The sequence below is a fragment of the Pseudomonas sp. JS3066 genome (assembly GCF_036328175.1).
In the GTDB taxonomy this organism is placed as follows: Bacteria; Pseudomonadota; Gammaproteobacteria; order Pseudomonadales; family Pseudomonadaceae; genus Metapseudomonas.
Genome location: NZ_CP143312.1, coordinates 1,052,847 through 1,077,666, shown reverse-complemented (window position 1 = coordinate 1,077,666; position 24,820 = coordinate 1,052,847). Strand labels below are relative to the sequence as shown.

Here is a 24,820-nt window from a genome sequence, read left to right as displayed (position 1 = left end):
AGAGCCTCACCAGCACCAAACCAGCCCTTACCAGTAATAAAAATGACCAAATTCAGTGCATCTGGTCATTTTTGGAGTCTGAACTCTAATTAGCCGACAAACGGCGTATTTCGGGGCTTTCACGGGTTCTGAGGGGGGAGATTGACCGGGCGGACAGGCGGTTCGTGCTGAAATGCGGGGTGAAGAGGAGGCGGGAAGAACAAGGGCAGGACGGAAGACCCGCCCTGCCCTTTCGGTCAGGCGATATCGCGCAGTTCGCGACGCAGGATCTTGCCCACCGGAGTCATCGGCAGGGCTTCTTTCAGCACGATGTGCTTGGGCACTTTGTAACCCGTGAAGTTTTCCTTGCAGTAGGCCTTCAGCTCCTCGACGCTGACGCCGCCCTCGCGCGGCACCACGAAGAGCTTTACCGCCTCACCGGACTTGTCGTCGGGTACGCCGATGGCCGCGCAGTTGGCCACCTTCGGGTGGGCCATCACCACGTCCTCGATCTCGTTTGGATAGACGTTGAAGCCAGAAACGATGATCAGGTCCTTTTTGCGATCGACGATACGCACATAGCCGTCCGGATCGATCACCGCGATGTCGCCAGTCTTCAGCCAGCCTTCGGCATCCAGCACCTCGGCGCTGGCCTCGGGACGCTGCCAGTAGCCTTTCATCACCTGCGGCCCCTTGATGCACAGCTCGCCTCGTTCCCCCAAGGGCAGTTCGTTGCCCGCATCGTCAATGGTCTTGAACGCGGTGCCCGGTACCGGAATGCCCACGGTCCCCAGGCGAGCCAGGCTGCCGTAGGGATTGGTGCTGGCCACGGGGGAGGTTTCGGTCAGGCCATAGCCCTCCACCACGGAACAGCCGGTCATGGCCTGCCAGCGCTCGGCAGTAGCCTTGACCAGGGCGGTGCCGCCGGAATTGGTGACTTTGAGGTTGGAGAAGTCGAGGTTCTTGAACTCGGGGTGGTCCATCAGCGCAACGAACAGGGTGTTCAGGCCCAGCAGCGCAGAGAAACGCCACTTCTGCAGCTCCTTGATGAAGCCGCCGATATCGCGCGGGTTGGTGATGAGGATGTTGTGGTTGCCGTTGACCATCATGCACATGCAGTTCGCGGTGAAGGCATAGATGTGGTACAGCGGCAGCGGCGCAATCATGATTTCCTGGCCCTGCTTCATGAGCGGCGCGCCATCCGGGCCGTGCTGTGACAGGCAGGCGTCGACCTGCTGCATGTTGGCCACCAGGTTGCCGTGGGTCAGCATCGCGCCCTTGGCCACGCCCGTGGTGCCGCCGGTGTACTGCAGCACGGCGATGTCTTCCAGGCCGACCCGCACCGGCTTCAAGCCATGACCCTGGCCCTGCTTCAGCACGTCCTTGAAGGAGACGGCCTGAGGCAGGTGATAGTCGGGGACCATCTTCTTCAGCTTCTTCACCACGGTGTTGACGAGCCAGCCCTTGAGGCTTGGCAGCATGTCACCCATGCGCGCCTCGATCAGGTACTCGATCTCGGTGTCGGGCAGGACTTCCTCGACCAGCTTGCCGAACAGGTTGATGTAGACCAGCGCACGCACCCCGGCGTCCTTGAACTGGTGACGCATCTCACGGGCGGTATAGAGCGGGTTGGTGTTGACCACGATCAGGCCGGCGCGCAGGGCGCCGAACACGGCAATGGGGTACTGCAGCACGTTGGGCATCTGCACGGCGATGCGGTCGCCGGGTGCAAGGTCTGTGTTCTTCTGGAGGTAGGCGGCGAAGGCTGCGGACAGGCGATCCAGCTCGGCGTAGGTCAGGGTCACGCCCAGATTGCTGAAGGCCGGGCGGTCAGCGAACTTCTTGCAGGATCGTTCGAAGACCTCGATCACCGACTTGTAGGCGGCCAGATCGATTTGGTTGGGCACGCCGGCCGGGCGTTTGTCGCTCCAGAAATCAGGTTGCATTGTTCTTATCCTCGAAGCCCTGAAATAGTCTGGCCCGCACTGCGGGGCTGCCGGGAACTTAGCAGCTCCGAAGCGCAGCGCAAATATGCGACGGGGTGTCATTGACCGCGTGAATCTTACCGATAGTCCAGTTAGATTCGCCTAGCATCAGAACAAGAACATGACATCCGGATTACATATCACCCATGCGTTTCCCTCTGGCCCTGTGTGCGCTGCTGTCCTGCCTGTTCCTCAGCTGCGGCGTGCGGGCCGACCTCCGTCTGGCGACCCTGGAATATCCGCCCTACTGCTCACAGTCCCTGCCGCAAGGCGGCAGCATCATCGAGCTCACAACCCGCGCCTTCGCCACCCAGGGCTACAAGGTCCAGGTGGATTTCATGCCCTGGGCCCGCGTACGTGCAGCCCTGCACAGCGGCCACTACCAGGGCGCCCTGGCCCTCTGGCCGCGTGAAGTGGTGGAGGAGAACCTCCATGCTTCGCGCCCGCTGTTCTACAGCGAACTGGGATTCTTCGTACGCAAGGACACGCCTGTCAGCTTCAAGAGCCTCTCCGAACTCAAGGGACGCAAGGTGGGCGTGGTCAGGGGCTACGGCTACCCGACCCGTGTGCTGCGCTCGGGATTCAGTGCTGAAGAGGCGGTGGACGACATCTCCAACCTGCGCAAGCTGGATGCCCGACGTTTCGACCTGGTTCTGCTGGAGCGAGCCGTCGGCCAGTACCTGATCGCCACGGACGAGCACCTGCGCGGCAAGCTCCAATGGCAGCCGCCGGCCCTGGAACGCATCCCTCTGCTGGCGGGATTCAACGCGCCGCGTGCCGGACAACCGGACTGGGCGCAAATCTATGAGCGCGGCCTCAGGGCACTGCTGGCCAGCGGCGAATACATGCGCATCCTCGAACGCCACAACGTCCCGCCCAATTGAGCAGGCTTTGCGCCACCTTCGCCCCCGTGCACAATGCGCCGAATCCCCGGCAAAAGGATCGGCCATGCGCCACGACGCCTTCTGGCTAGACGCGAGCGATAGCGCGCCCCTGTACGTCAATCACTGGTCCGGCGAGACCCCGCCCAGGGCGGTAGTCATGCTCTCCCACGGCATGGCCGAGCACGGCGGCCGCTATGCCCGTCTGGGTGCGGCGCTGGTAGCCGTCGGTTTCGAGCTCTACGCCCTCGACCAGCGCGGTCATGGACGCAGCGCCGAGCATGGCGTTCTCGGCCAGTACGCGGCGGATGAAGGCTGGAGCAAGGTCATTGGCGACCTGGCGAGCCTCAATCACCACATCCGCCAACAGCACCCGCAAGTGCCGATCTTCCTCCTTGGCCACAGCATGGGCAGCTATATCGGCCAGGCCTACCTGATGCAGCACAGCTGCAGTCTGCAGGGCGCCATTCTTTCCGGCTCCAACTACCAGCCCGTCGCGCTGTACAAGGTGGCTGCACTGGTGGCCCGTTTCGAGCGCTGGCGCCAGGGCAAGGAAGGCCGTAGCGCGCTGATCGAGTTCCTCTCCTTCGGCTCCTTCAACAAGGCCTTCAAACCCAACCGCACGGCCTTCGACTGGCTCAGCCGCGACCCGGCTGAAGTGGACAAGTACGTCGAGGACCCGCTCTGCGGTTTCCGCTGCACCAACCAGTTGTGGCTCGACCTGCTTGGCGGGCTTCAGAACATCACCCCGCCGAAACACCTGGCGCAGATCGACCCCGATCTGCCGCTGCTGGTGATCGGCGGCGAACGCGACCCGGTCAGCGAGGGCCGGCGTCTGCAGGATCTTGCCGCGGCATTGCGCCGGGCCGGTATCAGGGACGTGCAGCTGAACATCTACCCTGACGCCCGTCATGAGCTGCTCAATGAGAGCAACCGCGACGAAGTGATCGAAGACTTGATCGACTGGCTGGAGCAGACCCTTGCCCACAGTCGGCACCACAAAACGCAAGCCAAGGAGTCCGCATGAGCCAGGTAACCAACTTCACCTACGACGCCCTGGAAGTCGGCCAGAAAGCCACCTTCTCCACCACCGTCGAAGAGCGTCATATCCAGCTGTTCGCTGCCGTCTCCGGCGACCGCAACCCGGTGCACCTGGACGCCGAGTACGCTGCCGGCACCATGTTCAAGGAGCGCATCGCCCACGGCATGTTCACCGGCGCCCTGATCAGCGCCGCCATCGCCTGCGAAATGCCTGGCCCGGGCAGCATCTACCTCGGCCAGCAGCTCAAGTTCACCCGTCCGGTAAAACTGGGCGACACCCTGACCGTCGAGCTGGAAATCCTGGAGAAGCTGCCTAAGAACCGCGTACGCATCGCCACTCGCGTGTTCAACCAGAACTCGGACCAGGTCGTGGACGGCGAAGCCGAGGTGCTCGCGCCGAAGCAGCAGCTGTCGGTGGAACTGCCGGAACTGCCGCCGATCACCATCGGCTGAAGATGCAGCTGCCATGAAAAAGCCCGGATGACTCCGGGCTTTTTTTGGGCACTGTCCCTGTGGGAGCGAATTCATTCGCGAAAGGGGTAGGCACCGAGCTGGCCTGACGCTGCCCTCACCCCAACCCTCTCCCAGAGGGAGAGGGGGTGGTCTGTGCCAGCCCTGCCCTACTCAGCCACCGTCACGCTGGCCGTCATCCCGGCGCTCAGTGTCACATCATCCGGCACCTTGTCCAGCTTGATCCGAACCGGAATCCGCTGGGCCAGGCGCACCCAGTTGAAGGTGGGTTCGACGTTCGCCAGCAACTGGGTATCGGGAATGGCATTGCGGTCGGTGATGCCACGGCTGATGCTTTCCACCTTACCGGTCAGCGGCTCCCCTGCACTCATCAACCAGACCTTCACTGGAGCGCCTACCTTGATGCGCGGCAGCTTGGTTTCTTCGAAATAGGCCTGGACGTAGAACGAACCGTCATCCACCAGCGCCATCACTGGCTGCCCGGCGCTCGCGTAGTTGCCCTGGGCCAGGCGCAGATTGGTCACTTGCCCACTACGTGGCGCACGCAACTCGCTGCGCGTGAGGTTGAGCTCGGCCACTCTCACCTCCGCCTGGGCTTCGCGGAATTCGGCACGGGCCACTTCCGCAGTGATCAGGGCGTTCTCCTTGAGCTCCGCACTGATCGCCTGGGGTCCCAGGTGCTCACGACGGGAGGCCTCGTGCTCGCGAAGGCGCAGCTGGTGCTGGCGGGTCTCGGCTACCGCGCGGGCCTTCTCCAGCGCCGCCTGGTAGCGCTCTCGGTCAATACTGAGCAACAGGTCGCCGGCCTTGACCTGCTGGTTGTCCTGGACCTTCAGCTCCATCACCCAGCCGGACACATCGGGCGATATCACCACCACGTCGGCGCGCACGCGCGCGTCGCGGGTCCAGGGTGCGAGCATGTAGTGCTGCCAGAGGCCATAGCCGGCCACGATGGCCACCACGACCAGGGCCAGGGTTACCATTACGCGCAGCGTGGAACGCATCTTCATCTCCTTCACGAGTGCCCGGTCAGCGCTACCAGCGCCGCCAGCACACAGACATACAAGGCACAGTCGAACAGCGCTTCGTGCCAGATCCAGCGCGCCAACCCGGCTCGAGCCAGACCGATTCGCAGTGCGCCGGTTACCAGCAGGGCCAGCAGCGCATAAAGCAGAAAGGGGCTGAGCAGCACGCCCCCCAGGGACCATTCACGCAAGCCCATGGCTCGCCTCCTGTTGTTCACACCATTGCCGCCAACTCTGCTGCAGCTGCAACAATGCCGCCTGGGCCAGGCGACGGTCGATACTCCTCCCGGCCCCCCGCAGAGCCTCCAGCAACTCTCCAACGGGCTCGTCGAGGGCCTGGGCGCGGCCCGGTGCCGGGCCTTGCAGCACGACGTGCTCGAGTTGCCGCATGAAGCGGTCCTCCGATGCGCCCAGCGGCCTGTCAGCCGCGGCCAGGCAGCGCCGCAGGTGCAGCAGTTCGTCGCCCAGGTCCAGGCTGGCGATACCATCGTCCCAGCGGCTGCGGCTCTGTTCCGGCAGCACCGGGTAGAGCCGCGCCAGTTGAAGCAAGCGGTCGGCCATGCGTCCGCCGAACCAGTTCTCCGCCCCGGCCAGGCGCACTCCGGTCAGGCGTGCCAGATCACTCAGGCTCGCCTTGAGCAGCCGCCGGCCGTGCCACACCGGATTGCGCAGTGGAATCAGGCGGAAGGTGAACACCGCGAAGCCGACTCCGAGCAGCATGGAAATCGCCTCATTGAAGAACAGCCCGACATCGAAACGCATGAGGTTCTGTGGTGCACAGAGCACGATGAAATGCAGGCAGAAGGAGGTAGCCGTGGCACCCAGCGCAGGCTTGGCCATACCCAGCGCACCGAAGAACAGCGGTACACCGAGCGCCATGCAGAGCATCGCAAAGCCGCTGAGTTGGGGCAGGAACACCTGTCCAACGATAAAGGCCACGGGCAGCGCATAGACGATGCCGTGCAGGAACATCATGCCGATCTGCTCCGCGTTCTCGCGACTGGCGAACAGGCCACAGATCACGCAAGTCAGGGTCAGCGCGCCGACCGCGGAGGTCCAGGCGGTGGCCAGCCAGAAAGCCGACAGGCCGAGGAAGGCCAGGGCGCTGCGCAGGCCATAGATGGCGGCTGTCTGAACATCCCGGTGAGTAGACAGCGGCGGTGGTGCCTCCGCGGGCGCTTCGCCGCGTTCCACTGCATGCATGGCACCAACCGCCTCCGAGGCCTGGCGCATGACCACCGCCATGCGACCCAGACAGTATTGCTGGACAGTGGTCAGGGTCTCGTCCTCAGACGCCAACAGCAGCCGCTCGCGCAACGCATCCAGACGCGCCACATCAGGTTCGGCCAGGGTCTGTTCGACCTCTTCCACCCAGGGCCGCAGGCCATCGGCCTCGTCCTCGTCCAACTGACGCCACTGGCGCGCTACACCGCGAGCCAGACGTAGCAGACTGAGCAAGTCGCGACTGAGCACCTGCAAGGCCAGCGCACGCTGGCGACCAAGACTGCCTTCAAACCAGGCGTGCTCGCGCTGCGCATCCACCGCAACGATGCGCCCCAGCACACCCAGCAAGCCCTGGCGCTCCTGTCGCTCGCCCTTCAAGGCGGAGATCGACGCCTGGATGCCGCATTGCCAGGCGTCCCGTGCCTGGCGCGCCAGCTGGCGTTCCACCCGCTGCGGCCAGAGCAGTGCGCTGGTAAGGGTGGCGCAGATGATGCCGAGGCAGATTTCCGTGGAGCGCGCCACGGCCTGGTCGAACACCGCCAGCGGGTGGCTAATGGCGGGCAGGCCAATGATGGCGACCGTGTAACCGGCCAGCACGAAGGAATAGGACCAGGCACTGCGCATCATGGTCGAGGCGGCGGTGCAGATGCCCAACCAGGCGGCCAGGGCCAGCAGGAATAACCAGGGTGTCTGCGCGAAGAGGCCGACGATGGCCACTGACATGAACGTGCCGACCAAAGTGCCGAGCAGCCGCGCCAAGCCCTTCTGCACCACCATCCCGGACAACGGCTGAGCCACGATAAACGCCGTCATCAGCGCCCATTGCGGCTGCTGAAGATCGAAGCGAAAGGCGCACCAGAGGGCAATGCCGCCTCCCAGCAAAGTCTTGATTGCGAATTGCAGCGCCGGAATGTCAGGCGCCAGGAAGGCACGCAGGGAATCGCGCACGGGCTAGGTCCAAGGATGATCCGTAGAAACTGAAGATAGCCCGCCAGAATCGGCAGGCCATAACCGCGAATATTGATAGCTTGCTAACAAAATCTCGTCCAGTGGGCGCTTCGCGTTCGTCGGCTGCTCGTTGTTAATTAATTAAATGCATATTTAAATAAACCCATCCCTTCTCGTCCGGAGATACTTACCGTGACCCGCCCTCGCTCCCCCGGCCGCCCCACGGGCGATTCCCAGCTCCAGCGCGAACGCCTGCTGGACGCCGCCACCGATGCGTTCGCCCATGTCGGCGTCCATGCTGCCAGCCTGCGGGGCATTGCCCAGCAGGCTGGCGTGACGCCCGCCCTGGTGAACTACTACTTCGGCAACAAGGAGCGCCTGGTCGAAGCCGTGGTCGAGGAGCGCCTGCTGCCCCTGTTCCAGGGCATGGGCGAACGCCTGCAACAGGTCGGTGACGATCCTATGGAACTGGTCGGCGCCTTCGTTCGCGGCATGAGCGCCAACCTCAGCAGGAATCCCTGGCTGCCGCCGCTCTGGGTCCGTGAAGTGCTCTGCGAAGGCGGTGCGCTGCGCGAAATGCTCACGTCCCGCTTCGCCCCGATGGTGCCCCTGCTGCTGGCCCAGCGCTTCGCTGCGGCACAAACGGGCGGACGTCTCAACCCGGACGTCGACCCTCGCCTGCTGGTGGTTTCGCTGGTCGGCCTGGTGATGCTGCCCTACGCCGCCGGACAGATCTGGCGCGGCATTTTCGCCACGCCGGAACTGGGCGACGAAGCCATGGTGAAACACATCATGGCCCTGCTCGAGCGCGGCCTGGAGGTGAAGCCATGAAACACTTGCTTCCCTGTCTGCTGGCGTTCGCCCTGCTCAGTGGCTGCGAAGACCCCGCTCAACAGCCGCTGCTCGGCACCCTTGAATGGGACCGCATCGGGCTGCCCGCAGAAGCCTCGGAAACCATCCTCGCCTGGCGTGTGGCCGAGGGTGATCAGGTGCAGCAGGGCCAACTGCTGCTGGAACTGGACCCGCGTCGTCTCGATGCCCGTCTCAAGGAAGCGCAAGGCGACGTCGCCCAGGCAAAGGCGCGGCTTGACGAACTCAGCAATGGCGCCCGTAGCGAGACCGTGGACGCCGCCCGCGCCACCCTCACCCGCAATCGCGCGGAGCTGACCGACGCCGACCGAAACTTCCAGCGCATCGCCGCTCTCTATCAGCGCCGCCAGGTCGCCATTGCCGAGCTCGACCGCGCCCGCGCCGCCCGCGACCAGGCCAATGCTGCCGTGAACAATGCTGACGCCCAGCTGCGCGAACTCACCAACGGCACCCGTCCGGAACAGATCGAACAGGCCACCGCCCTGCTCCAGGCCGCCCAGGGCCGGCTGGCGCAATTGCAGGTCACCCGCGAGCACCTTAGCCTGCGCGCCCCCCGCGAGGGCCGGGTGGATACCCTCCCCTTCAAGCCTGGCGACCAACCGCCACTGAACGCCGAGCTGGTCAGCCTGCTGGTGGGTGAGGCGCCCTACGCGCGGGTCTACGTGCCTGCCTCGGTACGTACGCAGATCGCCATCGGCGATGCGCTCAAGGTGAAGGTCGAAGGCGTGGCCGAACCTTTCGACGCCACCGTGCGCAGCATCGCCAGCGAATCCAGCTTCACCCCCTACTTCGCCCTGACCGGCGACGACGCCAGCCGCCTGGTCTACCGCGCCGAACTGGTGCTGCAAGGCGAGGCTGCGCGCAAGCTGCCCGCGGGCTTGCCGGTGCGGGCGGAGCGAGTGAGCCATGAGCAGTGATGAAGCGGTAATCCGCGCCAGCGGCCTGACCAAGCGCTTCGGCCAGCTCACTGCCGTCGATGGGCTGAACCTGCACGTCAACCGCGCCGAAGTGTTCGGTTTCCTCGGTCCAAATGGCTGTGGCAAATCCACCACCATCCGCATGCTCTGTGGCCTGCTTCTGCCCAGCGCTGGCGAGATCGAAGTGCTCGGCTGCCGCATCCCGCAGGACGCCGAGGAACTGAAACGCCGCATCGGCTACATGACCCAGAAGTTCTCTCTGTACGAAGACCTGACGGTGGGCGAGAACCTGGAGTTCCTCGCTACCGTCCAGGGCCTGGATCGCCGCGAAGCTCGCCAGCGCATCGATGAACTGCTGGAGCGCTATTGGCTGGCGGATCGCCGCAAGCAGCTCGCCGGCACCATGAGCGGCGGCCAGAAACAGCGCCTGGCCCTGGCCAGCGCAGTGCTGCACAAGCCCGACCTGCTGCTCCTCGACGAACCCACCAGCGCCGTGGACCCGCAATCACGCCGGGAATTCTGGGATTCGCTCTTCGAACTGGCCGAAGCCGGCACCACCCTGCTGGTGTCCACCCACTATATGGATGAAGCCGAACGCTGCACCCGTCTGGGCATCCTCGATGCCGGACGCCTGGTGGCCGACGGCAGCCCCGCCGATCTGATGGCTGCCCTGCCAGGACGCCCGTTGCTGGTGGAATGCGCACAGCCACGCCAGGCCCAACGCGCCCTGCAAGGTGCCGAAGAAGTCATCGCCATGGCCCAGATCGGTGCCACGCTGCGCGTGCTCAGCGCCGTCGATGATGCTCGCGAACGCATCGCCCAACGCCTTGTCGACCAGGGCGTCGAGGCCGAGGTGAAGCCCACCGACGCCAACCTCGAAGATGTTTTCGTTGCCGTCACCCACCGCCCGCTGGAACGGGCCGGAGCCTCGTCATGAACCTGCGCCGCCTGGGGGCTATCGTCCTCAAGGAACTGCGCCAGCTGCGCCGCGACCGCCTGACCTTCGCCATGATCGTCGGCATCCCGATCATGCAACTGGTGCTCTTCGGCTACGCCATCAACATGGACGTGCGCGGCTTGCACGCCGCCGTGCTGGATCAGGCCGACACCGCCCGCTCCCGCGAAGTGATCGCCGAACTCGGCGCCAGCCAGGTGCTGGATTTCCGCTACCAGCTCGCCACGCCGCAAGAGCTGGACAAGCTGCTGCGCGAAGGCAACATCAGTGCAGCCCTGGTGGTGCCGCCGGACTTCGAAGCACGTCTGCAACGCAAGGACCGCCCGCCACTGCAGCTGGTGGTGGATGGTTCGGACCAGGTCGTGCAGGCCTCGGCCCGCCAACTGGCGGCCTACCCTCTGCCCGGCTGGCCGAACCTGACCGGCGTGCAGGTGGTGAACTTCTATAACCCCGAACGCCTGGCGCCCCTGAATACGGTGCCGGGGCTGATCGGAGTGATCCTCACCATGACCATGGTGCTGTTCACCGCCATCGCCCTGGTGCGCGAACGGGAACGCGGCAACATGGAACTGCTGATCACCACACCGCTCTCACCCTGGGAGCTGACCCTGGGCAAGGTCCTGCCCTTCGTCGGCATCGGCCTGGTGCAGGTGACAGTGATCCTGCTGGTGGGGCTGTGGCTGTTCGAGGTACCGGTGCGTGGCTCGCTGCTGGAACTCTATGGCGCGTCCCTGGTGTTCATCTTCGCCAGTCTGACCCTGGGGGTATTCATTTCCACCCTGGCGCGCAGCCAGTTCCAGGCCATGCAAATGGCCTTCTTCACCTTCCTGCCGCAGATCCTGCTGTCGGGTTTCATGTTCCCCTTCGCCGGCATGCCGCAGGCGGCGCAGTGGATCGCCGAAATCCTGCCGTTGACGCACTTCTTGCGTCTGACCCGCGGCATCATGCTGCGCGGCGCAGGCCTTGCCGATCTCTGGCTGGAACTGGTGGTGCTGCTGGTGTTCACCCTGGTGATGCTCACCTTCGCAGTAATGCGGGTGCACAAGCGGCTGGATTGAAATCCAGAAGGCCGAAACGCTTTTCGTAGGTTGGGTAGAGCGAAGCGAAACCCAACGATCAGCGCTCATTCGTTGGGCCTCGTTCCTCGGACCAACCTACGACAGCAACCCCGCCATGGTCCGCTCACCCAGTGCCGGTCCGACGCTCATGCCCACGCCACTGTGCATCAACACGGCAGTCACTCCCGGCGCGGCCTTGAGCACCGAGAAGGGCCCCGGCCCACGTGCGCCGTAGACGCCCTGCCAACGCTCCACCACGGTCAGGCGGGTACCCAGGGTGTGTTCGGCCAGTTCCAGCATGATTTCGTCCACCGCTTCGGCGTTGAAGGGCGAAGCATCTGTGCCGTAGTGGTGGGAATCGCCGACGATCAGCTCGCCATGGGGCGTCGGGCTGACCAAAAGGTGAATACCGTGCTCTTCCAGCTCCGGCTGCTCGCTCTGGATCTGCTCGCGAATGGCCTCGGCTTCCGGCAGGTCGGCGAACGCGCCGTAGTGCACGCAGCTGAGGCCCGTGAGCACCGCCTGATTCAAGCCAAAATCCTGTTCCGGGCGAACACGCAGCATCTGCAGGCGGCACACCTGGGGTTGCAGTGAAGCGATCTGCTCGGCCAGCAGGGTCTGGTAGTCATGCCCCGAGCAGACGACGATCTGCTCCGCGCGGCAGCTGCCTTTCGTGCTGTGGATAACCCCGGGTTCGACATCGCGCACCAGGGTGGAGAAATGGAACTCGACGCCGTGCTCGCGGCGCAGGTAATCCACCAGCGCGGGAACAGCCTCGCGGGAGTAGATCTGCTGGTCGTCCAGGCCCAGCAGCGCAGCGCGATGGTGGCTGAACTGGCCCCGGTACAGGTCGTGCAGACGTTCGCCACGCAGCAGTTCCACGTGATAGCCGTGCTCGGGCGCACGCACTTCGCAGAAGGCGTCCAGCAACTCTTCCTCGGCGCGGGTACGGGCGAACAGCAGGGAGCCATTGCGGCGGATCTGGAAGCCGGCGGCCTCGGCCCAACCGGCCCAGATTTCGCGACTGTCGCGGGCAAGCGCATGCATGGGGCCCGGCGGCTGGCCTGTGACCAGCGCCTGGCCGAAGTTGCGCACCGACGCGCCCAGCGGGGTGGCGCTGCGTTCGAAGACGCTGACGCGCAGTCCGCGGCGGGCGGCGGCATAGGCGTGGGATAGACCGAGGATGCCGGCGCCGACGATGGCGATATCGGTGTCTTGCAGGGGCATGGGGTTCTCCTTGAAAGCCCGTGCCTTCCCGCCCCCTCACCCCAGCCCTCTCCCAGAGGGAGAAAAGCAGCGAGGGAGAGGGGAAGGTTCGAGCGAGGGGATGATTGCGGAGTTACTGCGGCAGCTTCTCGGACTTGCCGTCGTAGCGCTTGCGCCATTCGGCCAGAATCTGGTCGCGGTTCTGCGAAGCCCAGGCGAAGTCGTTCTTGATCAGGCGCTGCTCGTAATCGGCGGGCAGTTCGGTCTGCGGCTTGGCGATACCGGGGGCGGCGAGTACGGCGAAGTTTTCCTTGTACAGCTCCATGGCCGCCGGGCTGGCGGAGAAGTCGGCGAGTTTCTTGGCCGCTTCAAGCTGGTCGGTGCCTTTCACGATACCGGTGGCTTCAATTTCCCAGCCCAGGCCTTCTTTCGGCAGGACGATGTCCAGCGGTGCGCCCTGGCGCTTGAGCTGCACGGCCGGGTATTCGAAAGAGATACCGATGGGGAACTCGCCGGCGGCGGCCAGCTTGCACGGCTTGGAGCCGGAATGGACGTACTGGCCGATGTTCTGGTGCAGGCCATCCATGTAGGTCCAGCCCTGCTTCTCGCCAAAGGTCTGCAGCCAGGCGCTGACGTCGAGGAATCCAGTGCCGGAGGACGCAGGGTTCGGCATCACGATCTTGCCCTTGTACTCCGGCTTGGTCAGGTCTTCCCAGCTATTGGGCTTGCTCAGGCCCTGCTTCTCGGCTTCCACGGTGTTGAAGCAGATGGTGGCGGCCCATACGTCCATGCCCACCCAGGCCGGCGGATTGGCAGCGTCGCGATAGTTGGCGCCGATGGTCTCCAGATGCTTGGGCGCGTACTTCTGCAACATGCCCTGTGCATCGAGGATGGCCAGGCTGGAAGCAGCCAGGCCCCACACGGCGTCGGCCTGCGGACGATCCTTCTCGGCCAGCAGCTTGGCGGTGATGATGCCGGTGGAGTCACGTACCCACTTGATCTCGATATCCGGGTTCTGCGCTTCGAAGGCCTTCTTGTAGGCCGACAGCTGCTCGGCTTCCAGGGCGGTGTAGACGGTCAGCTCGGTGGCGGCCTGGGCCTGGAGGCTGAAGCCGGCCATTACGGCGGCGGCGAGAGCGAGGCGTTTGAACATGGAAAGCTCCTTGTCGGGATTGCTTGGGGTTGTGGTTGTTCAGTGGGTGCCCGGCGTGCCCTGGCGCCAAGCCTGGGAGCGGCGCAGCAGGCCGCGCGAAGCCCAGGCCAGCAGCAGGGAAACCGTGGCGGAGGTCAGCAGGATCAGGGTGGACATGGCGGCCGCGCCGCCGACGTTGCCCGCATCGTCCATGTTCAGCACAGCCACGGCGGCGAGGATGCTGTCGGGGCTGTAGAGGAAGATGGCGGCGGACACCGTGGTCATGGCCGAAACGAACAGGTAGCGGATGATGTCCAGCAGCGCCGGCAGGCAGATCGGCACCGTCACCCGCAGGTAGTGGCGCCAGAGCGGAGCCTTGAGCGACAGCGCGGCGGCCTCGAACTCGCCATCCAGCTGGCGCAGCGCGGTGGTGGCGGTCATCTGCGCAGTCGTCAGGAAGTGCGCGATGGAGCAGATCACCAGCAGGGTCATGCTGCCGTAGAGGGCGTGCAGCGGGTTGCCTGGCAGGTTGAAGAAGAACACGTAGCCAAGGCCGAGCACGAGGCCGGGTACGGCCATGGGCACGAAGCTGAGCAGGCGCAGCGCCTGGTTGAGCCACTGCTGGCCACGGGTCTTCTCCATCAGGTAGGCGCCGGTGAAGATCAGCGCACTGCCGAAGATCGCGGTGCAGCTGGCCAGGGTCAGGCTGTTGCGGTAGGCCAGCCAGCCGCCACCGGCGGTTTCCTCGAATGCGTAATGACGCAGCGACAGCGACAGGTTGTAGGGCCAGAACTTCACCAGCGACGAATACACCGCCATGCCCAGCACCAGCAGGAGGATTGCGCAGACCGCCAGCACCAGGGCGAGGAAGCAGGCATCGCGGACCTTCGACGGTGTCGGGTGGAAGACCTGGGCCCGGCCGCTCATGGCCTCGCCCTGGCGACGACGCAACCAGGCGTCGACACCAAAGCTGAGCAGTGCCGGCAGCAGCAACACCATGCCGATCAGAGCGCCACGGCCGAACTGCTGCTGGCCGACCACGGCCTTGTAGGCTTCCAGCGCCAGCACCTGGTAGTCGCCACCGACGACCACGGGCACGCCGAAGTCGGTGATGGTCAGGGTGAACACCAGGCAGAAGGCGGCGAACGCAGCCTGGCGCGTCGCCGGCCAGGTGATGCTGCGAAAGGCCTTCCATGGACCGGCGCCCATGCTGGCGGCGGCGTCGAACAGCCGCGCATCGGCCATCGACAGCGCCGAGAGCAACACCATCAACGCATGTGGGAAGGTGTAGATGGCCTCACCGAGGACGATGCCCCAGAAGCCGTAGATGTTGTCCGGTAGCCAGTCGCGCAGCAGTCCCTGGTTGCCGAACAGGTAGATCAGCGCGATGCCCGGCAGCATTGACGGTGCCAGCAACGGCAGCAGGGAGATTCCCCGCCAGAGACCCTTGGCCGGAATCAACGTGCGTTGCAGGGCATAGGCGAACAGGTAGGCGGTGGGCACCACGATGGCGGCCACGCTCAGAGCCACCTTCAGGCTGTTTCCCAGCAGCCAATGGAAGTTGGCGCTGGCCAGCAGTTCCTTCGCCGCCAACAGACCACCCCCCTGCCCCGCCCCTGCGCTGAAGCCCCGCCAGAAGATCGCCAGCAGCGGCAGCAGCACAGCGAGAATCAGCAGGCCGAGGAACAGGTATTTACCACCGATCACGAAGAGGCGGTCGAGCAGGTCACCACGCGCGGTGGCCCTGGCCGGAATCTTGTCCAGCTTGATCACGGCATCCATCTCAGGCGAACACCTGCAGGCTGTGCGCCGGAAGCGCCACCCAGATATCCGGGGTGCCGAGGCGCGGCAGGCTTTCAGGGCCCAGCTCGGCCAGCAGCGGATGGCCCGGCAGTTGCTCCAGCTCGAAGCTCATGCGGCAACGGTTGCCGAGGAAGGTGATCTCCCGCACCTGGGCACGGAAGCGATTGTCCTGCTGCTCGGCGGGATTGATAGCGATGGCCTCGGGGCGACAGAACAGGCGGCCGCGCGCGACACTGCCGGCGGTTTCAGGAAGGCGCAGGTGCATGTTGCCGACACGGGCGTGACCGCCCTGGCGCGAGTCGAAGGGCAGCCAGTTGCCCTGGCCGACGAACTCGGCAACGAAGGGTGTGGCGGGCTGGCGATAGATATCCTGGGGCGTGCCGTATTGTTCAACGCGGCCCTGGTTCATCACCGCAATTCGGTCGGCCATCAGCATGGCCTCGTCCTGGTTGTGGGTAACCATCAGCGTGGTGATGCCCAAGCGCTTCTGCAGTTGGCGCAGCTCGGTGCACAGATGCTCGCGGACGCGGGCGTCCAGCGCCGACATCGGCTCATCCAGCAGCAGCAGGGACGGCGCCGGAGCCAGGGCTCGGGCCAGGGCCACGCGCTGCTGCTGGCCACCGGAGAGCTGGCCGGGGAACTTCTTCTCGCTGCCGGCAAGGCCCACCAGCTCCAGCATCTCGGCAACGCGGGCACGCACCTGCTCGCGGCCGCTGCCGGACAGGCCATAGGCGATGTTCTGCTCCACCGTCAGGTTCGGGAACAGCGCATAGGACTGGAACAGGATGCCGTAGTCACGGGCCTGGGGCGGCAGGCGTGAGATATCCCGTGTGCCGATGTGGAGCGTGCCGCTGTCCTGCTGCTCCAGGCCGGCAATGCAGCGCAGCAGTGTCGTCTTGCCACAGCCGGACGGTCCCAGCAGGCACACGAGTTCACCTGCAGCGATATCCAGGGAAACACCGCCCAACGCAGTGAAATGGCCGAAGCGCTTGTGGATATCTCGCACCCGCATATGGGTGGCGTGGTGATCGGCTGGGGTCATGGCGGTACCTCGTTAAGCAGTTGGCGTGCACGGGTGCACGGCTCGACGAGGTGGATGCTAGGGAGGCAATGCGAACGTCAGATGGCGATTGGGCAAATTACGCCGATAGTGGCATTGGTGGATTTGGGATAGGCCCCGGATCGGCGATTGCGCAATCCTCGTGGGAGCGATTTCAATCGCGAAGGGCAGCTCCGTTGCCCGAGTCTTCCAGGCAAGCAGGACGCTCCTTCGGCCCGCTTCGCGAATGAATTCGCTCCTACAGGGCAGCCTATGACTGGTCAGCCGTATCCCGCGCTACGGCAAGGAACGCTGCGGGCAAGCGCGCCTGGCGGCGTTCCTTGAGGCAGTAGAGGTATTCGTCTATCTGCGGTGCGCCCTTGAGCGCGATCACCCGCAGTTCGGGGTTATCCGGCACTTCGTGGCGGGCGATGATGCTGATGCCGAGGTTTCGGATCACCGCTTCGCGGATGGATTCGCGGCTGCCGATCTCCAGCAGCGGGCCGATGGAAATGCCGGCATCCCTGAGCATGTCTTCGGTGAGCTGGCGAGTGGTCGAGCCTGGCTCACGCATCAACAGGCAATGGCCCCGGAGATCTTCGAGGCCGACCGACTTGCGCCGTGCCAGGGAATGCTCCCGGTGAACCGCCAGTACCAGCGGATCGCTGCCCAGCACCATGCGCGTCAGTCTGGCGTCATCCAGCTTCTGGGAAGACGCGGCAAGATCGACGCGGTACTCCTCCAGGGCTTCGATCACCTGCTGGGAATTGCCGATATCCAGGGAAACATCGATCTGCGGGAAGCGTTCGCGGAAGCTGCGTACCAGGTCGAGGATGTAGTAAGGCGCAGTGGCGCCGATGCGCAGGGTGCCCTGCATCTGTCCGCAATTGCGCAGGAAGAACTCGATATCGGCTTCCTGCTGCAACAGCACCTTGACCATGGGCAACAGTTTCGCCCCCTCCTCGCTCACCGTCAGGCGGCGCCCGCCACGATGGAACAGCTCGACGCCGTACTGGCCTTCCAGGTTGCGGATCTGCGTGGTCACCGTGGGCTGGCTGAGACCGAGCTTCTTCGCCGCCTGGGTAATGCTGCCCAGGCGGGCAACCATGTAGAAGGCCTTGAGCTCGGCGCTGAGCATGGGGGGTGGACCTCGGAGCGGTGGAATGCGGGCATTCTGCCTGCCGCCGGGTGGGCTGCACAGCCGTTGCAGCGGTCAGTGCTTGCGGTTTCAACGGAGAAGGATCAGGAAGTGATCGCGATAGCGCAGCAATACGCTCCGGACTCCAACGGCTCCTGGGGGCGCAAATTTGGCATTGATCCTCGGTTCAGCGATCAGACGACAGGCGCTCCACTGCCCTTTCCTGCCTCCGGAAAGCGGCAGGTGAAATGCCAAAGCGCGTACGAAACAACCTGGCCAGGTGGCTGGTATCCACCGCGCCGATTTCGTCGGCGATCAGCGCCAGGCTGTGATCGGAATTCAGCAGCCGCCATTTCACATGGTTCAGGCGCATCTCGGTCCAGTAGGCCTTTACCGTCACGCCGTGGCTGGCCTGGAACAATCGATCCAGCTGACGGCGACTGACTCCCACCACTTCCGACAGCGCGTCGGCACCGGTTGCGGACGCCATCCATTGCCGCATCAGTGCGATGGCACGATCGACGTGCCGCCCATGTACCGTCGCGGCCTCTCGCGAGCGCAACAGGTGTTCGCTGCTGCGGCTTTCATCCACCAGCATGTCGGCCAGTCCCTTGAGCGCCTTGATTCGGCCGCAGCCGCGCGACAGCAGTTCCACCGCCAGGTCGATGGCCGCAGCACCACCTGCACAGGAGATGCGATCGCCATCGAGGCAGTAGAGCTGCTCGTGCTGTAGCTGGATGCGAGGATAGGAGGCGCGGAACTCGGCTTCATGCCGCCAGTGCACCACCACCTTATGGCCGGCCAGCAGACCGCAGGCAGCGAAGAGGAAACAGGCGTTATCGATACACACCAGCTTCACGCCCTGTGCGGCGGCCTTGCGCAGGAATGGCCGGTAAATTGGCGCGAGGGCCTCGGTCGCGCCGGCACGTCGCCCCCCGAACACGACCAGGTAGTCGTAGTCGGCCAGCGCGACCTGCTCCGGACTGGCCTCCACCTGAACGGCCGCCCCGCTACTGGAAACCACGTGCCCGTGCTCGAGGCCGAGAATCGTCCAGCTGCAGTAGCGCTGCCGGCTGTAATCTTCGTCGTCGCCAGTGAAGCGCAGCTTGTCCAGGAAGCCACCGAATGGCAGCAGGCTGAATTCGGGAAGGGGCAGCAGGAGGAAGCGAACATCCGGTTGGCTGGCGTCTGCGTGCATGAGGGCATGTCCATAAACTGCTAAACAATGTCTAGAAAATACCTCACTCCGAGACGAGCCGCCCCTAGACTGGCCGCAGGTTTTCACGAGGACTGGCACATGGCTCCGGACACCTGGCTGATCTACTTCATCGCCACCATCGGCCTGGCGCTCACCCCCGGCCCGAACAGCTTGCTTGCCCTGACTCACGGGGCACTGCACGGCTCGAAACGCACACTGTTCACCATCACCGGCAGCGTCTCCGGCTTCAGCGTACTGATCGCCTTGGCAATGTTCGGGCTGGGCGCTCTCCTGGAGGCCTCGTCGGCCGCGCTGACGGTGCTCAAGTGGGTTGGCGGCGCCTATCTGGTGTGGCTGGGCTTCCAGCTCTGGCGAGCCCCCGCCCTGCACCTGAATCCGCTGACCGGAACCGGCACACCGCCGCTGTCGAACCTGTTCCGCCAGGGGTTCCTGTCGGCGCTGGCCAATCCCAAGGTGCTGCTCTTCTACGGTGCTTTCCTGCCACAGTTCATCGATCTGCAGCGCTCGCTAGTCAGCCAGTTCATCGTCATGGCGGCGACCTTCGCGGCGGTGGAGTTCCTGGTGGAATACCTCCTGGCGCGCCTGGCGTTCAGGATCCGACCGTGGCTGGAGCGTGGTGGCAAGGGCTTCAACCGTGGCTGCGGGACGCTGTTCGCACTGATCGGCGCGGCCCTGCCCCTGACGCGCTGATGGCGCGACGACGAAGAAGCCCCGTAGGTCAGCGGGGCCTGTTCGCGTTAGTAGCCGCCGCTGCCCATTGGCTCGCTCTGCTGCGAACCACCACCGCCATCGTCGACGCCGTTACAGGACGAGCCACTGATCGCGATGAACAGCGCCACCATTACCAAGGGGATCAAGCGTCTGAGCATCTGAGTTCTCCCGTGAGGTGAGCCCCCAACATTCAGTCAAGCGTGGCGCACGGAGGGTCGCAAGCGCAGGCGGCCAGCGGTCGAGAACGGTCGGAAAGCTACGATCAGGCGGGAAAAATGGCGTCCCAGAGTGGGTTCGAACCACCAACCTTCCCCTTAGGAGGGGGATGCTCTATCCAATTGAGCTACTGGGACGCGGGGCTCGCCAGTTGCTGGCGAGGTCCGGAGGACGGGCGGCATGTTAGCGACGTCCGCGCCATTTGTCATGCCTCGCGGGACCAGTATCCCGCGAGGCATTCAGCTCAGCGACCGAAGCGCTCTTCGGCCAGGCGGTCGGCCACGGCGGTGGTAGTGCGGCCTTCGCTGTCGGCACGCACGAAGATTTCCCGCAGGGTCTCGCCAATGCCTTCGACATGCTGGCGCAGCGCCGCTTCGCTGCCGTTGCTGCGCTCGTACCAGACGTCGATGATGCCGCCGGCGTTGATGGCGTAGTCCGGTGCGTAGAGGGTACCGCGACGACGCAGCTCCTCGGCGAGGCCCGCGTCGGCCAACTGGTTATTGGCGGCACCGGCGATGATCGGCGCGCGCAGGGCTTCGAGGGTTTGCAGGTTGATGATGCCGCCCATGGCACAAGGGGCGAAGACATCCACATCGAGGCCGTAGATTTCATTCTGTCCTACCACCTGAGCACCCAGTTGCTCGGCGGCGCGACGGGCGTTGGCTTCGTGGATATCGCAGACCCAGAGCTGGGCACCGGCCTCCTTGAGGTACTGCGCCAAGCTGAAGCCCACCTGGCCGACGCCCTGGATGGCTACGCGCAGGCCGGTCAGGTCGTCGCGACCGAGGCGGTGCTTCGCCGCAACGCGGATACCGACGAACGTGCCGTAGGCGGTGGATGGCGAAGGGTTGCCGTCACGCACACCGCCGCCCAGGGCTTCGCGAGTACCGGAGCCCGCCACATGGCGACTGCGCTCGGCCATGATGCGCATCTCGGTGACACCGGTGCCGGAGTCTGCGGCGGTGATATAGCGGCCGCCCAGACTGTCGACGAAATCGCCCATGGCCTGGAACAGCGCTTCGCTCTTGTCGCGGTGCGGGTCGCCGATGATCACGGCTTTACCACCGCCCAGCGGCAGGTTGGCCAGGGCGGACTTGTAGGTCATGCCGCGGGACAGCCGCAGTACGTCGCGCAGCGCCTGCTCGTCGTTCAGGTAGGGCCACATGCGGCAGCCGCCCAGGGCCGGGCCGAGGTTGCTGTTGTGGATGGCGATGATCGCCTTGAGACCGGTGGCCTTGTCGTGGCCATAGACCACCTGCTCGTGATCATCGAACTCGACATGGGTGAAGACGGACATGGGGGTTCCTCTGAATTCTTGTTGGCAACGTAGGGGGATTGATCAATCCCTTCTCCCTCTGGAAGAAGGTGGCCCGAAGTGACGGATGAGGGGAACGCGAGACAACTCGAGCTTCCCTCACCCCAACCCCTCTCCCGGAAGGAGAGGGGCTTTTTCAGGCAGCCGGGTCGAACAGGTGCAGCACCTGGATCTCGCTGGCGGTGAGGCGGGCGCGGAGCTGCTTCTCCTGCTCGCGGACCTTGGCCAGGGCGCGCTCCTTGACCGGGCCGTAGCCACGGATCTGCTCCGGCAGTTCGGCGAGGGCGACAGCGGCGGCGTAGTTGCTCGGCTTCAGCTCCTTGATGAGCAGGTCAACCGTGGCTTCGTATTCCGCGATCAGGTCGCGCTCGAGCTTGCGCTCTTCGCTGTAGCCGAAGGGGTCGAACGCACTGCCTCGAAGGAACTTGAAGCCGGCGAGCACGCCGAAGGCCTTGAGCATCCAGGGCCCGAAACGACGCTTGCGCGGTTCGCCAGTCACCGGGTCAGCCTTGGCCAGCCAGGACGGCGCCAGGTGGAACTCCAGGTGGTAGTCACCCTGGAACTGGGCGTCCAGTTGCTTGCGGAAGGTGGCATCGCTGTAGAGACGCGCCACTTCGTATTCGTCCTTGTAGGCCAGCAGCTTGGCGTAGTAGCGCGCAACGCTGAGGGTCAGCGCCTTGTCTTCGCCGATGTCGGCCTTGCGCACGCGTTCCACCAGGGCACGGTAGCGCTCGGCGTAGGCGGCATTCTGGTAGGCACGAAGGTGGTCGGCGCGGTACTGGACGATCTCTTCAAGCGTCTCGCAGCGCGGGGCTTCTACTTCGGCTGGCTTGGCCAGCTTCTCCACTGCCGCCAAGTCATGGGCGGCACGGCGTCCCCATAGGAAGGCCTGTTGGTTGAGGTTGACCGATACGCCGTTGAGTTCGATGGCCTTGTCGATGGCTTCGGCGGAAATCGGGACCAGGCCGCGCTGGTAGGCGTAGCCGAGCATGAACAGGTTGGTGGCGATGCTGTCACCCAGCAGGCGGGTAGCCAGGCGGGTGGCGTCGACAAAGTGGGTCTTGGCCACACCTACCGCTTCCACCAGGGCCTCGCGCATGGCAGCGCCCGGCACCTGGGCATCCGGGTTGCGGGTGAACTCGGCGGTCGCGGCTTCATGGCTGTTGACCACCGCGTGGGCGATGCGGTCGTTGAGCTTGGCCAGGGCTTCCTCGCTGGCGGCCACCACCAGGTCGCACCCCAGAAGCAGGTCGGTCTCGCCGGCGGCGATGCGCACGGCATAGATGTCGTCTTGCTTGGCGGCGATCCGGATATGGGTAACCACCGGACCGAACTTCTGAGCAAGGCCGGCCTGGTCGAGGACGGTGCAACCCTTGCCTTCGATGTGCGCAGCCATGCCCAGCAGCGCGCCGACAGTGGTCACGCCGCTGCCGCCGACGCCCGGCAGGAGGATGTTCCAGGGACGGTCCAGGCTCGGCTGACGCGGTTCCGGGAGGGCCACGAAGAGCGCCTTGGCACCCGCGGCTTCCGGCTTGCGCAGGCTACCGCCATGCACGGTGACGAAGCTCGGGCAGAAGCCTTCGACGCAGGAGAAGTCCTTGTTGCAGGCGTTCTGGTCGATCTGGCGCTTGCGCCCCAGTTCGGTTTCCAGGGGCAGCACGGACAGGCAATTGGATTTGACGCTGCAGTCGCCGCAGCCTTCGCATACGGCCGGGTTGATGAAGGCGCGCTTGGCCGGGTCGACCAGTTTGCCGCGCTTGCGGCGGCGGCGCTTCTCGGTGGCGCAGGTCTGGTCGTAGATCAGCACCGAAACGCCCTTGAACTCACGCAGCTCGCGCTGCACGGCATCCAGCTCGCGACGATGGTGGAAGGTGACGATGGGCGCGAAGGTGGCGCGGGTCGGATACTTCTCTGGCTCGTCGCTGACCAGGGCAATGCGCTTCACACCCTCGGCGAAGACCTGCTGGCTGAGTTGGTCGACGCGCAGTTCGCCGTCGATGGGCTGGCCACCAGTCATGGCCACGGCGTCGTTGTAGAGGATCTTGTAGGTGATGTTGACCCCGGCGGCGACGGCCGCGCGCAGGGCCAGTTGACCGGAGTGGAAGTAGGTGCCGTCACCCAGGTTCTGGAAGATGTGCGGGGTGTCGGTGAAGGGGGCCTGGCCGATCCAGGTGGCGCCCTCCCCGCCCATCTGGGTGAAGGTATCGGTGTTGCGGTCCATCCACTGGGTCATGTAATGGCAACCGATGCCGCCCTGGGCGCGACTGCCTTCCGGCAACTTGGTGGAACTGTTGTGCGGGCAGCCGGAGCAAAAATGCGGGGTGCGCGTGGTCGTGTGCTTAGGCTCGGCGAGGGCCTTTTCCTTCGCGGCGAGGAAGGCCAGGCGGGACTCGATCTGCTCACTGGAGTAGATCGGCGCCAGCCGCTTGGCGATGACGCGGGCGATCATGGCCGGCGTCAGTTCACTGAGGTTGGGCAGCAGCGAAGTGCCCTCCTCGTCGAACTCGCCCACCACGCGCGGGCGCTTGTCCACTGGCCAGTTGTAGAGCTGGCCGGTGACCTGGTCTTCGATGACGCTGCGCTTCTCTTCCACCACCAGGATCTCATCCAGGCCTTGGGCGAACTCGTGGACGGAGACAGGCTCCAGCGGCCAGCTCATGCCGACCTTGAGCACCCGCAGGCCGACCTTGGCGCAGAGTTCTTCGTCCAGGCCCAGGTCATTCAGGGCCTGGCGCACGTCGAGGTAGGACTTGCCGGTGGTGATGATGCCGAGGCGCGGGGTCGGCGAGTCGAGCATCACCTGGTTGAGGTTGTTGGCGCGGGCGAAGGCGCGGGCGGCGTAGATCTTGTACATGTTCAGGCGCTTTTCCTGCGCCAGGGGCGGATCCGGCCAGCGGATATGCACGCCATCTTCCGGCAGGACGAAGTCTTGCGGAATCTTCACTTCCACGCGCAACGGGTCGACTTCCACCACCGCGGAGGAATCGACGTTCTCTGCAATGGTCTTCAGCGCCACCCAGCAACCGCTGTAGCGCGAGAGTTCCCAGCCGATGATTCCGTAGTCGAGAATCTCCTGGACGTTGGCCGGATTCAGTACCGGGATGGAGGCGCCAATGAAGGCATGCTCGCTCTGGTTGGCGATACTGGAGGACTTGCAACCGTGGTCGTCACCGGCCAGGAGCAAGACGCCGCCATGGGCCGAGACGCCGGCGGAGTTACCGTGCTTGAAGACGTCGCCGCAGCGATCCACGCCCGGCCCCTTGCCGTACCACATGGAAAACACGCCATCGTACTTGGCACCGGGGAACAGGCTGGTCTGCTGACTGCCCCAACAGGCGGTAGCCGCCAGTTCTTCGTTGACGCCGGGCTGGAAGTGAACGTGGTTTTCCTTGAGGAAGGACTTGGCTTCCCAGAGGCTCTTGTCGAGGTTGCCGAGCGGCGAACCGCGGTAGCCGGAAATGAAGCAGGCGGTGTTCAGGCCGTGAGCCTTGTCCCGCTGCTTCTGCAGCATCGGCAGGCGGGTAAGCGCCTGGGTGCCGGTGAGGTAGAGGTGACCGGTTTCGAGGCGGTATTTGTCATCCAGGCGGATCTCGGCCAGAGACATGTGGGCGCTCCTTTTATTTTTATGGCGACCTTGATGGCAACGGTGGGTGCCATCCTTTGTTCAGCCCGAAGCAGGATCGCTGC

General features: G+C 64.7%; 21 protein-coding genes and 1 tRNA gene. 8 read left to right on the top strand and 14 right to left on the bottom strand.

Annotated elements, in window-relative coordinates:
- Nucleotides 1–236 precede the first annotated feature (236 nt).
- A complete protein-coding gene (fadD2, locus tag SA496_RS05135; RefSeq protein ID WP_120652407.1) occupies nt 237–1,925 on the bottom strand; it encodes a long-chain-fatty-acid--CoA ligase FadD2 in 1,689 nt (562 codons plus the stop codon).
- Nucleotides 1,926–2,110: 185 nt separating this feature from the next.
- Between fadD2 and SA496_RS05130 the strand changes: the two genes are divergently transcribed.
- The 3 genes from SA496_RS05130 to SA496_RS05120 all read left to right on the top strand — a co-directional run bounded on the left by SA496_RS05130 (nt 2,111) and on the right by SA496_RS05120 (nt 4,339).
- The gene (locus SA496_RS05130) at nt 2,111–2,848 is read left to right on the top strand and encodes a substrate-binding periplasmic protein (RefSeq protein ID WP_120652409.1); all 738 of its coding nucleotides are present in this window, start codon (nt 2,111–2,113) and stop codon (nt 2,846–2,848) included.
- A gap of 64 nt (nt 2,849–2,912) precedes the next feature.
- A complete protein-coding gene (locus SA496_RS05125; protein WP_153917559.1) occupies nt 2,913–3,872 on the top strand; it encodes an alpha/beta hydrolase in 960 nt (319 codons plus the stop codon).
- On the top strand, nt 3,869–4,339 hold the full coding sequence (locus SA496_RS05120) for a MaoC family dehydratase (protein ID WP_120652413.1): 471 nt from the start codon (nt 3,869–3,871) through the stop codon (nt 4,337–4,339). The genes SA496_RS05125 and SA496_RS05120 overlap by 4 nt, the downstream gene beginning before the upstream one ends.
- 167 nt (nt 4,340–4,506) lie before the next feature.
- On the opposite strand, the gene SA496_RS05115 is transcribed toward SA496_RS05120, so the two are convergent.
- From SA496_RS05115 to SA496_RS05105, 3 genes are read right to left on the bottom strand one after another with little or no spacing between them, the layout of a single operon-like run.
- Nucleotides 4,507–5,361 carry an efflux RND transporter periplasmic adaptor subunit gene (locus SA496_RS05115; protein WP_120652415.1) on the bottom strand — a complete coding sequence of 285 codons (855 nt, stop codon included), beginning with the start codon at nt 5,359–5,361 and terminating at the stop codon, nt 4,507–4,509.
- Between the two features lie 11 nt (nt 5,362–5,372).
- Complete coding sequence (locus tag SA496_RS05110) at nt 5,373–5,579, bottom strand: DUF1656 domain-containing protein (protein ID WP_120652416.1); 207 nt, start codon at nt 5,577–5,579, stop codon at nt 5,373–5,375.
- On the bottom strand, nt 5,566–7,554 hold the full coding sequence (locus tag SA496_RS05105; RefSeq protein WP_330115107.1) for an FUSC family protein: 1,989 nt from the start codon (nt 7,552–7,554) through the stop codon (nt 5,566–5,568). Before SA496_RS05105 ends, SA496_RS05110 begins: the two co-directional genes overlap by 14 nt.
- 192 nt (nt 7,555–7,746) lie before the next feature.
- On the opposite strand from SA496_RS05105, the gene SA496_RS05100 reads away from it, so the two are divergent.
- From SA496_RS05100 to SA496_RS05085, 4 genes are read left to right on the top strand one after another with little or no spacing between them, the layout of a single operon-like run.
- Nucleotides 7,747–8,385, top strand: coding sequence for a TetR/AcrR family transcriptional regulator (locus tag SA496_RS05100; RefSeq protein WP_330115106.1), 639 nt, complete (start codon nt 7,747–7,749; stop codon nt 8,383–8,385).
- Nucleotides 8,382–9,341: an HlyD family secretion protein gene (locus SA496_RS05095; RefSeq protein ID WP_330115105.1), complete on the top strand. Its 960-nt coding sequence runs from the start codon at nt 8,382–8,384 to the stop codon at nt 9,339–9,341. Before SA496_RS05100 ends, SA496_RS05095 begins: the two co-directional genes overlap by 4 nt.
- On the top strand, nt 9,331–10,278 hold the full coding sequence (locus SA496_RS05090; RefSeq protein ID WP_330115104.1) for an ABC transporter ATP-binding protein: 948 nt from the start codon (nt 9,331–9,333) through the stop codon (nt 10,276–10,278). The genes SA496_RS05095 and SA496_RS05090 overlap by 11 nt, the downstream gene beginning before the upstream one ends.
- Nucleotides 10,275–11,354 carry an ABC transporter permease gene (locus tag SA496_RS05085; protein WP_120652424.1) on the top strand — a complete coding sequence of 360 codons (1,080 nt, stop codon included), beginning with the start codon at nt 10,275–10,277 and terminating at the stop codon, nt 11,352–11,354. Before SA496_RS05090 ends, SA496_RS05085 begins: the two co-directional genes overlap by 4 nt.
- 96 nt (nt 11,355–11,450) lie before the next feature.
- Here SA496_RS05085 and SA496_RS05080 read toward each other — a convergent pair whose 3' ends face one another.
- The 6 genes from SA496_RS05080 to SA496_RS05055 form a co-directional block, all read right to left on the bottom strand.
- On the bottom strand, nt 11,451–12,581 hold the full coding sequence (locus SA496_RS05080) for a TIGR03364 family FAD-dependent oxidoreductase (protein ID WP_120652426.1): 1,131 nt from the start codon (nt 12,579–12,581) through the stop codon (nt 11,451–11,453).
- A 112-nt stretch (nt 12,582–12,693) separates the two neighbouring features.
- On the bottom strand, nt 12,694–13,713 hold the full coding sequence (locus SA496_RS05075; protein WP_120652428.1) for a putative 2-aminoethylphosphonate ABC transporter substrate-binding protein: 1,020 nt from the start codon (nt 13,711–13,713) through the stop codon (nt 12,694–12,696).
- 39 nt (nt 13,714–13,752) lie between these two features.
- Nucleotides 13,753–15,474 carry a putative 2-aminoethylphosphonate ABC transporter permease subunit gene (locus SA496_RS05070; RefSeq protein ID WP_330115103.1) on the bottom strand — a complete coding sequence of 574 codons (1,722 nt, stop codon included), beginning with the start codon at nt 15,472–15,474 and terminating at the stop codon, nt 13,753–13,755.
- A 1-nt stretch (nt 15,475) separates the two neighbouring features.
- A complete protein-coding gene (locus SA496_RS05065; protein WP_120652432.1) occupies nt 15,476–16,537 on the bottom strand; it encodes a putative 2-aminoethylphosphonate ABC transporter ATP-binding protein in 1,062 nt (353 codons plus the stop codon).
- 268 nt (nt 16,538–16,805) lie between these two features.
- The gene (locus SA496_RS05060; RefSeq protein ID WP_120652434.1) at nt 16,806–17,672 is read right to left on the bottom strand and encodes a LysR family transcriptional regulator; all 867 of its coding nucleotides are present in this window, start codon (nt 17,670–17,672) and stop codon (nt 16,806–16,808) included.
- A 187-nt stretch (nt 17,673–17,859) separates the two neighbouring features.
- Complete coding sequence (locus SA496_RS05055; protein ID WP_330115102.1) at nt 17,860–18,870, bottom strand: GlxA family transcriptional regulator; 1,011 nt, start codon at nt 18,868–18,870, stop codon at nt 17,860–17,862.
- Between the two features lie 99 nt (nt 18,871–18,969).
- On the opposite strand from SA496_RS05055, the gene SA496_RS05050 reads away from it, so the two are divergent.
- On the top strand, nt 18,970–19,581 hold the full coding sequence (locus SA496_RS05050; RefSeq protein WP_120652438.1) for a LysE family translocator: 612 nt from the start codon (nt 18,970–18,972) through the stop codon (nt 19,579–19,581).
- A gap of 47 nt (nt 19,582–19,628) precedes the next feature.
- Here the strand turns inward: SA496_RS05050 and SA496_RS05045 are convergent, their stop codons facing one another.
- The 4 genes from SA496_RS05045 to SA496_RS05030 form a co-directional block, all read right to left on the bottom strand.
- Complete coding sequence (locus SA496_RS05045) at nt 19,629–19,760, bottom strand: hypothetical protein (protein ID WP_256660999.1); 132 nt, start codon at nt 19,758–19,760, stop codon at nt 19,629–19,631.
- A gap of 118 nt (nt 19,761–19,878) precedes the next feature.
- A tRNA-Arg gene (locus tag SA496_RS05040) sits at nt 19,879–19,955 on the bottom strand.
- Nucleotides 19,956–20,062: 107 nt separating this feature from the next.
- A complete protein-coding gene (locus SA496_RS05035; protein WP_120652439.1) occupies nt 20,063–21,115 on the bottom strand; it encodes a Glu/Leu/Phe/Val dehydrogenase dimerization domain-containing protein in 1,053 nt (350 codons plus the stop codon).
- Nucleotides 21,116–21,269: 154 nt separating this feature from the next.
- A complete protein-coding gene (locus SA496_RS05030) occupies nt 21,270–24,737 on the bottom strand; it encodes an indolepyruvate ferredoxin oxidoreductase family protein (RefSeq protein ID WP_330115101.1) in 3,468 nt (1,155 codons plus the stop codon).
- Nucleotides 24,738–24,820 lie beyond the last annotated feature (83 nt).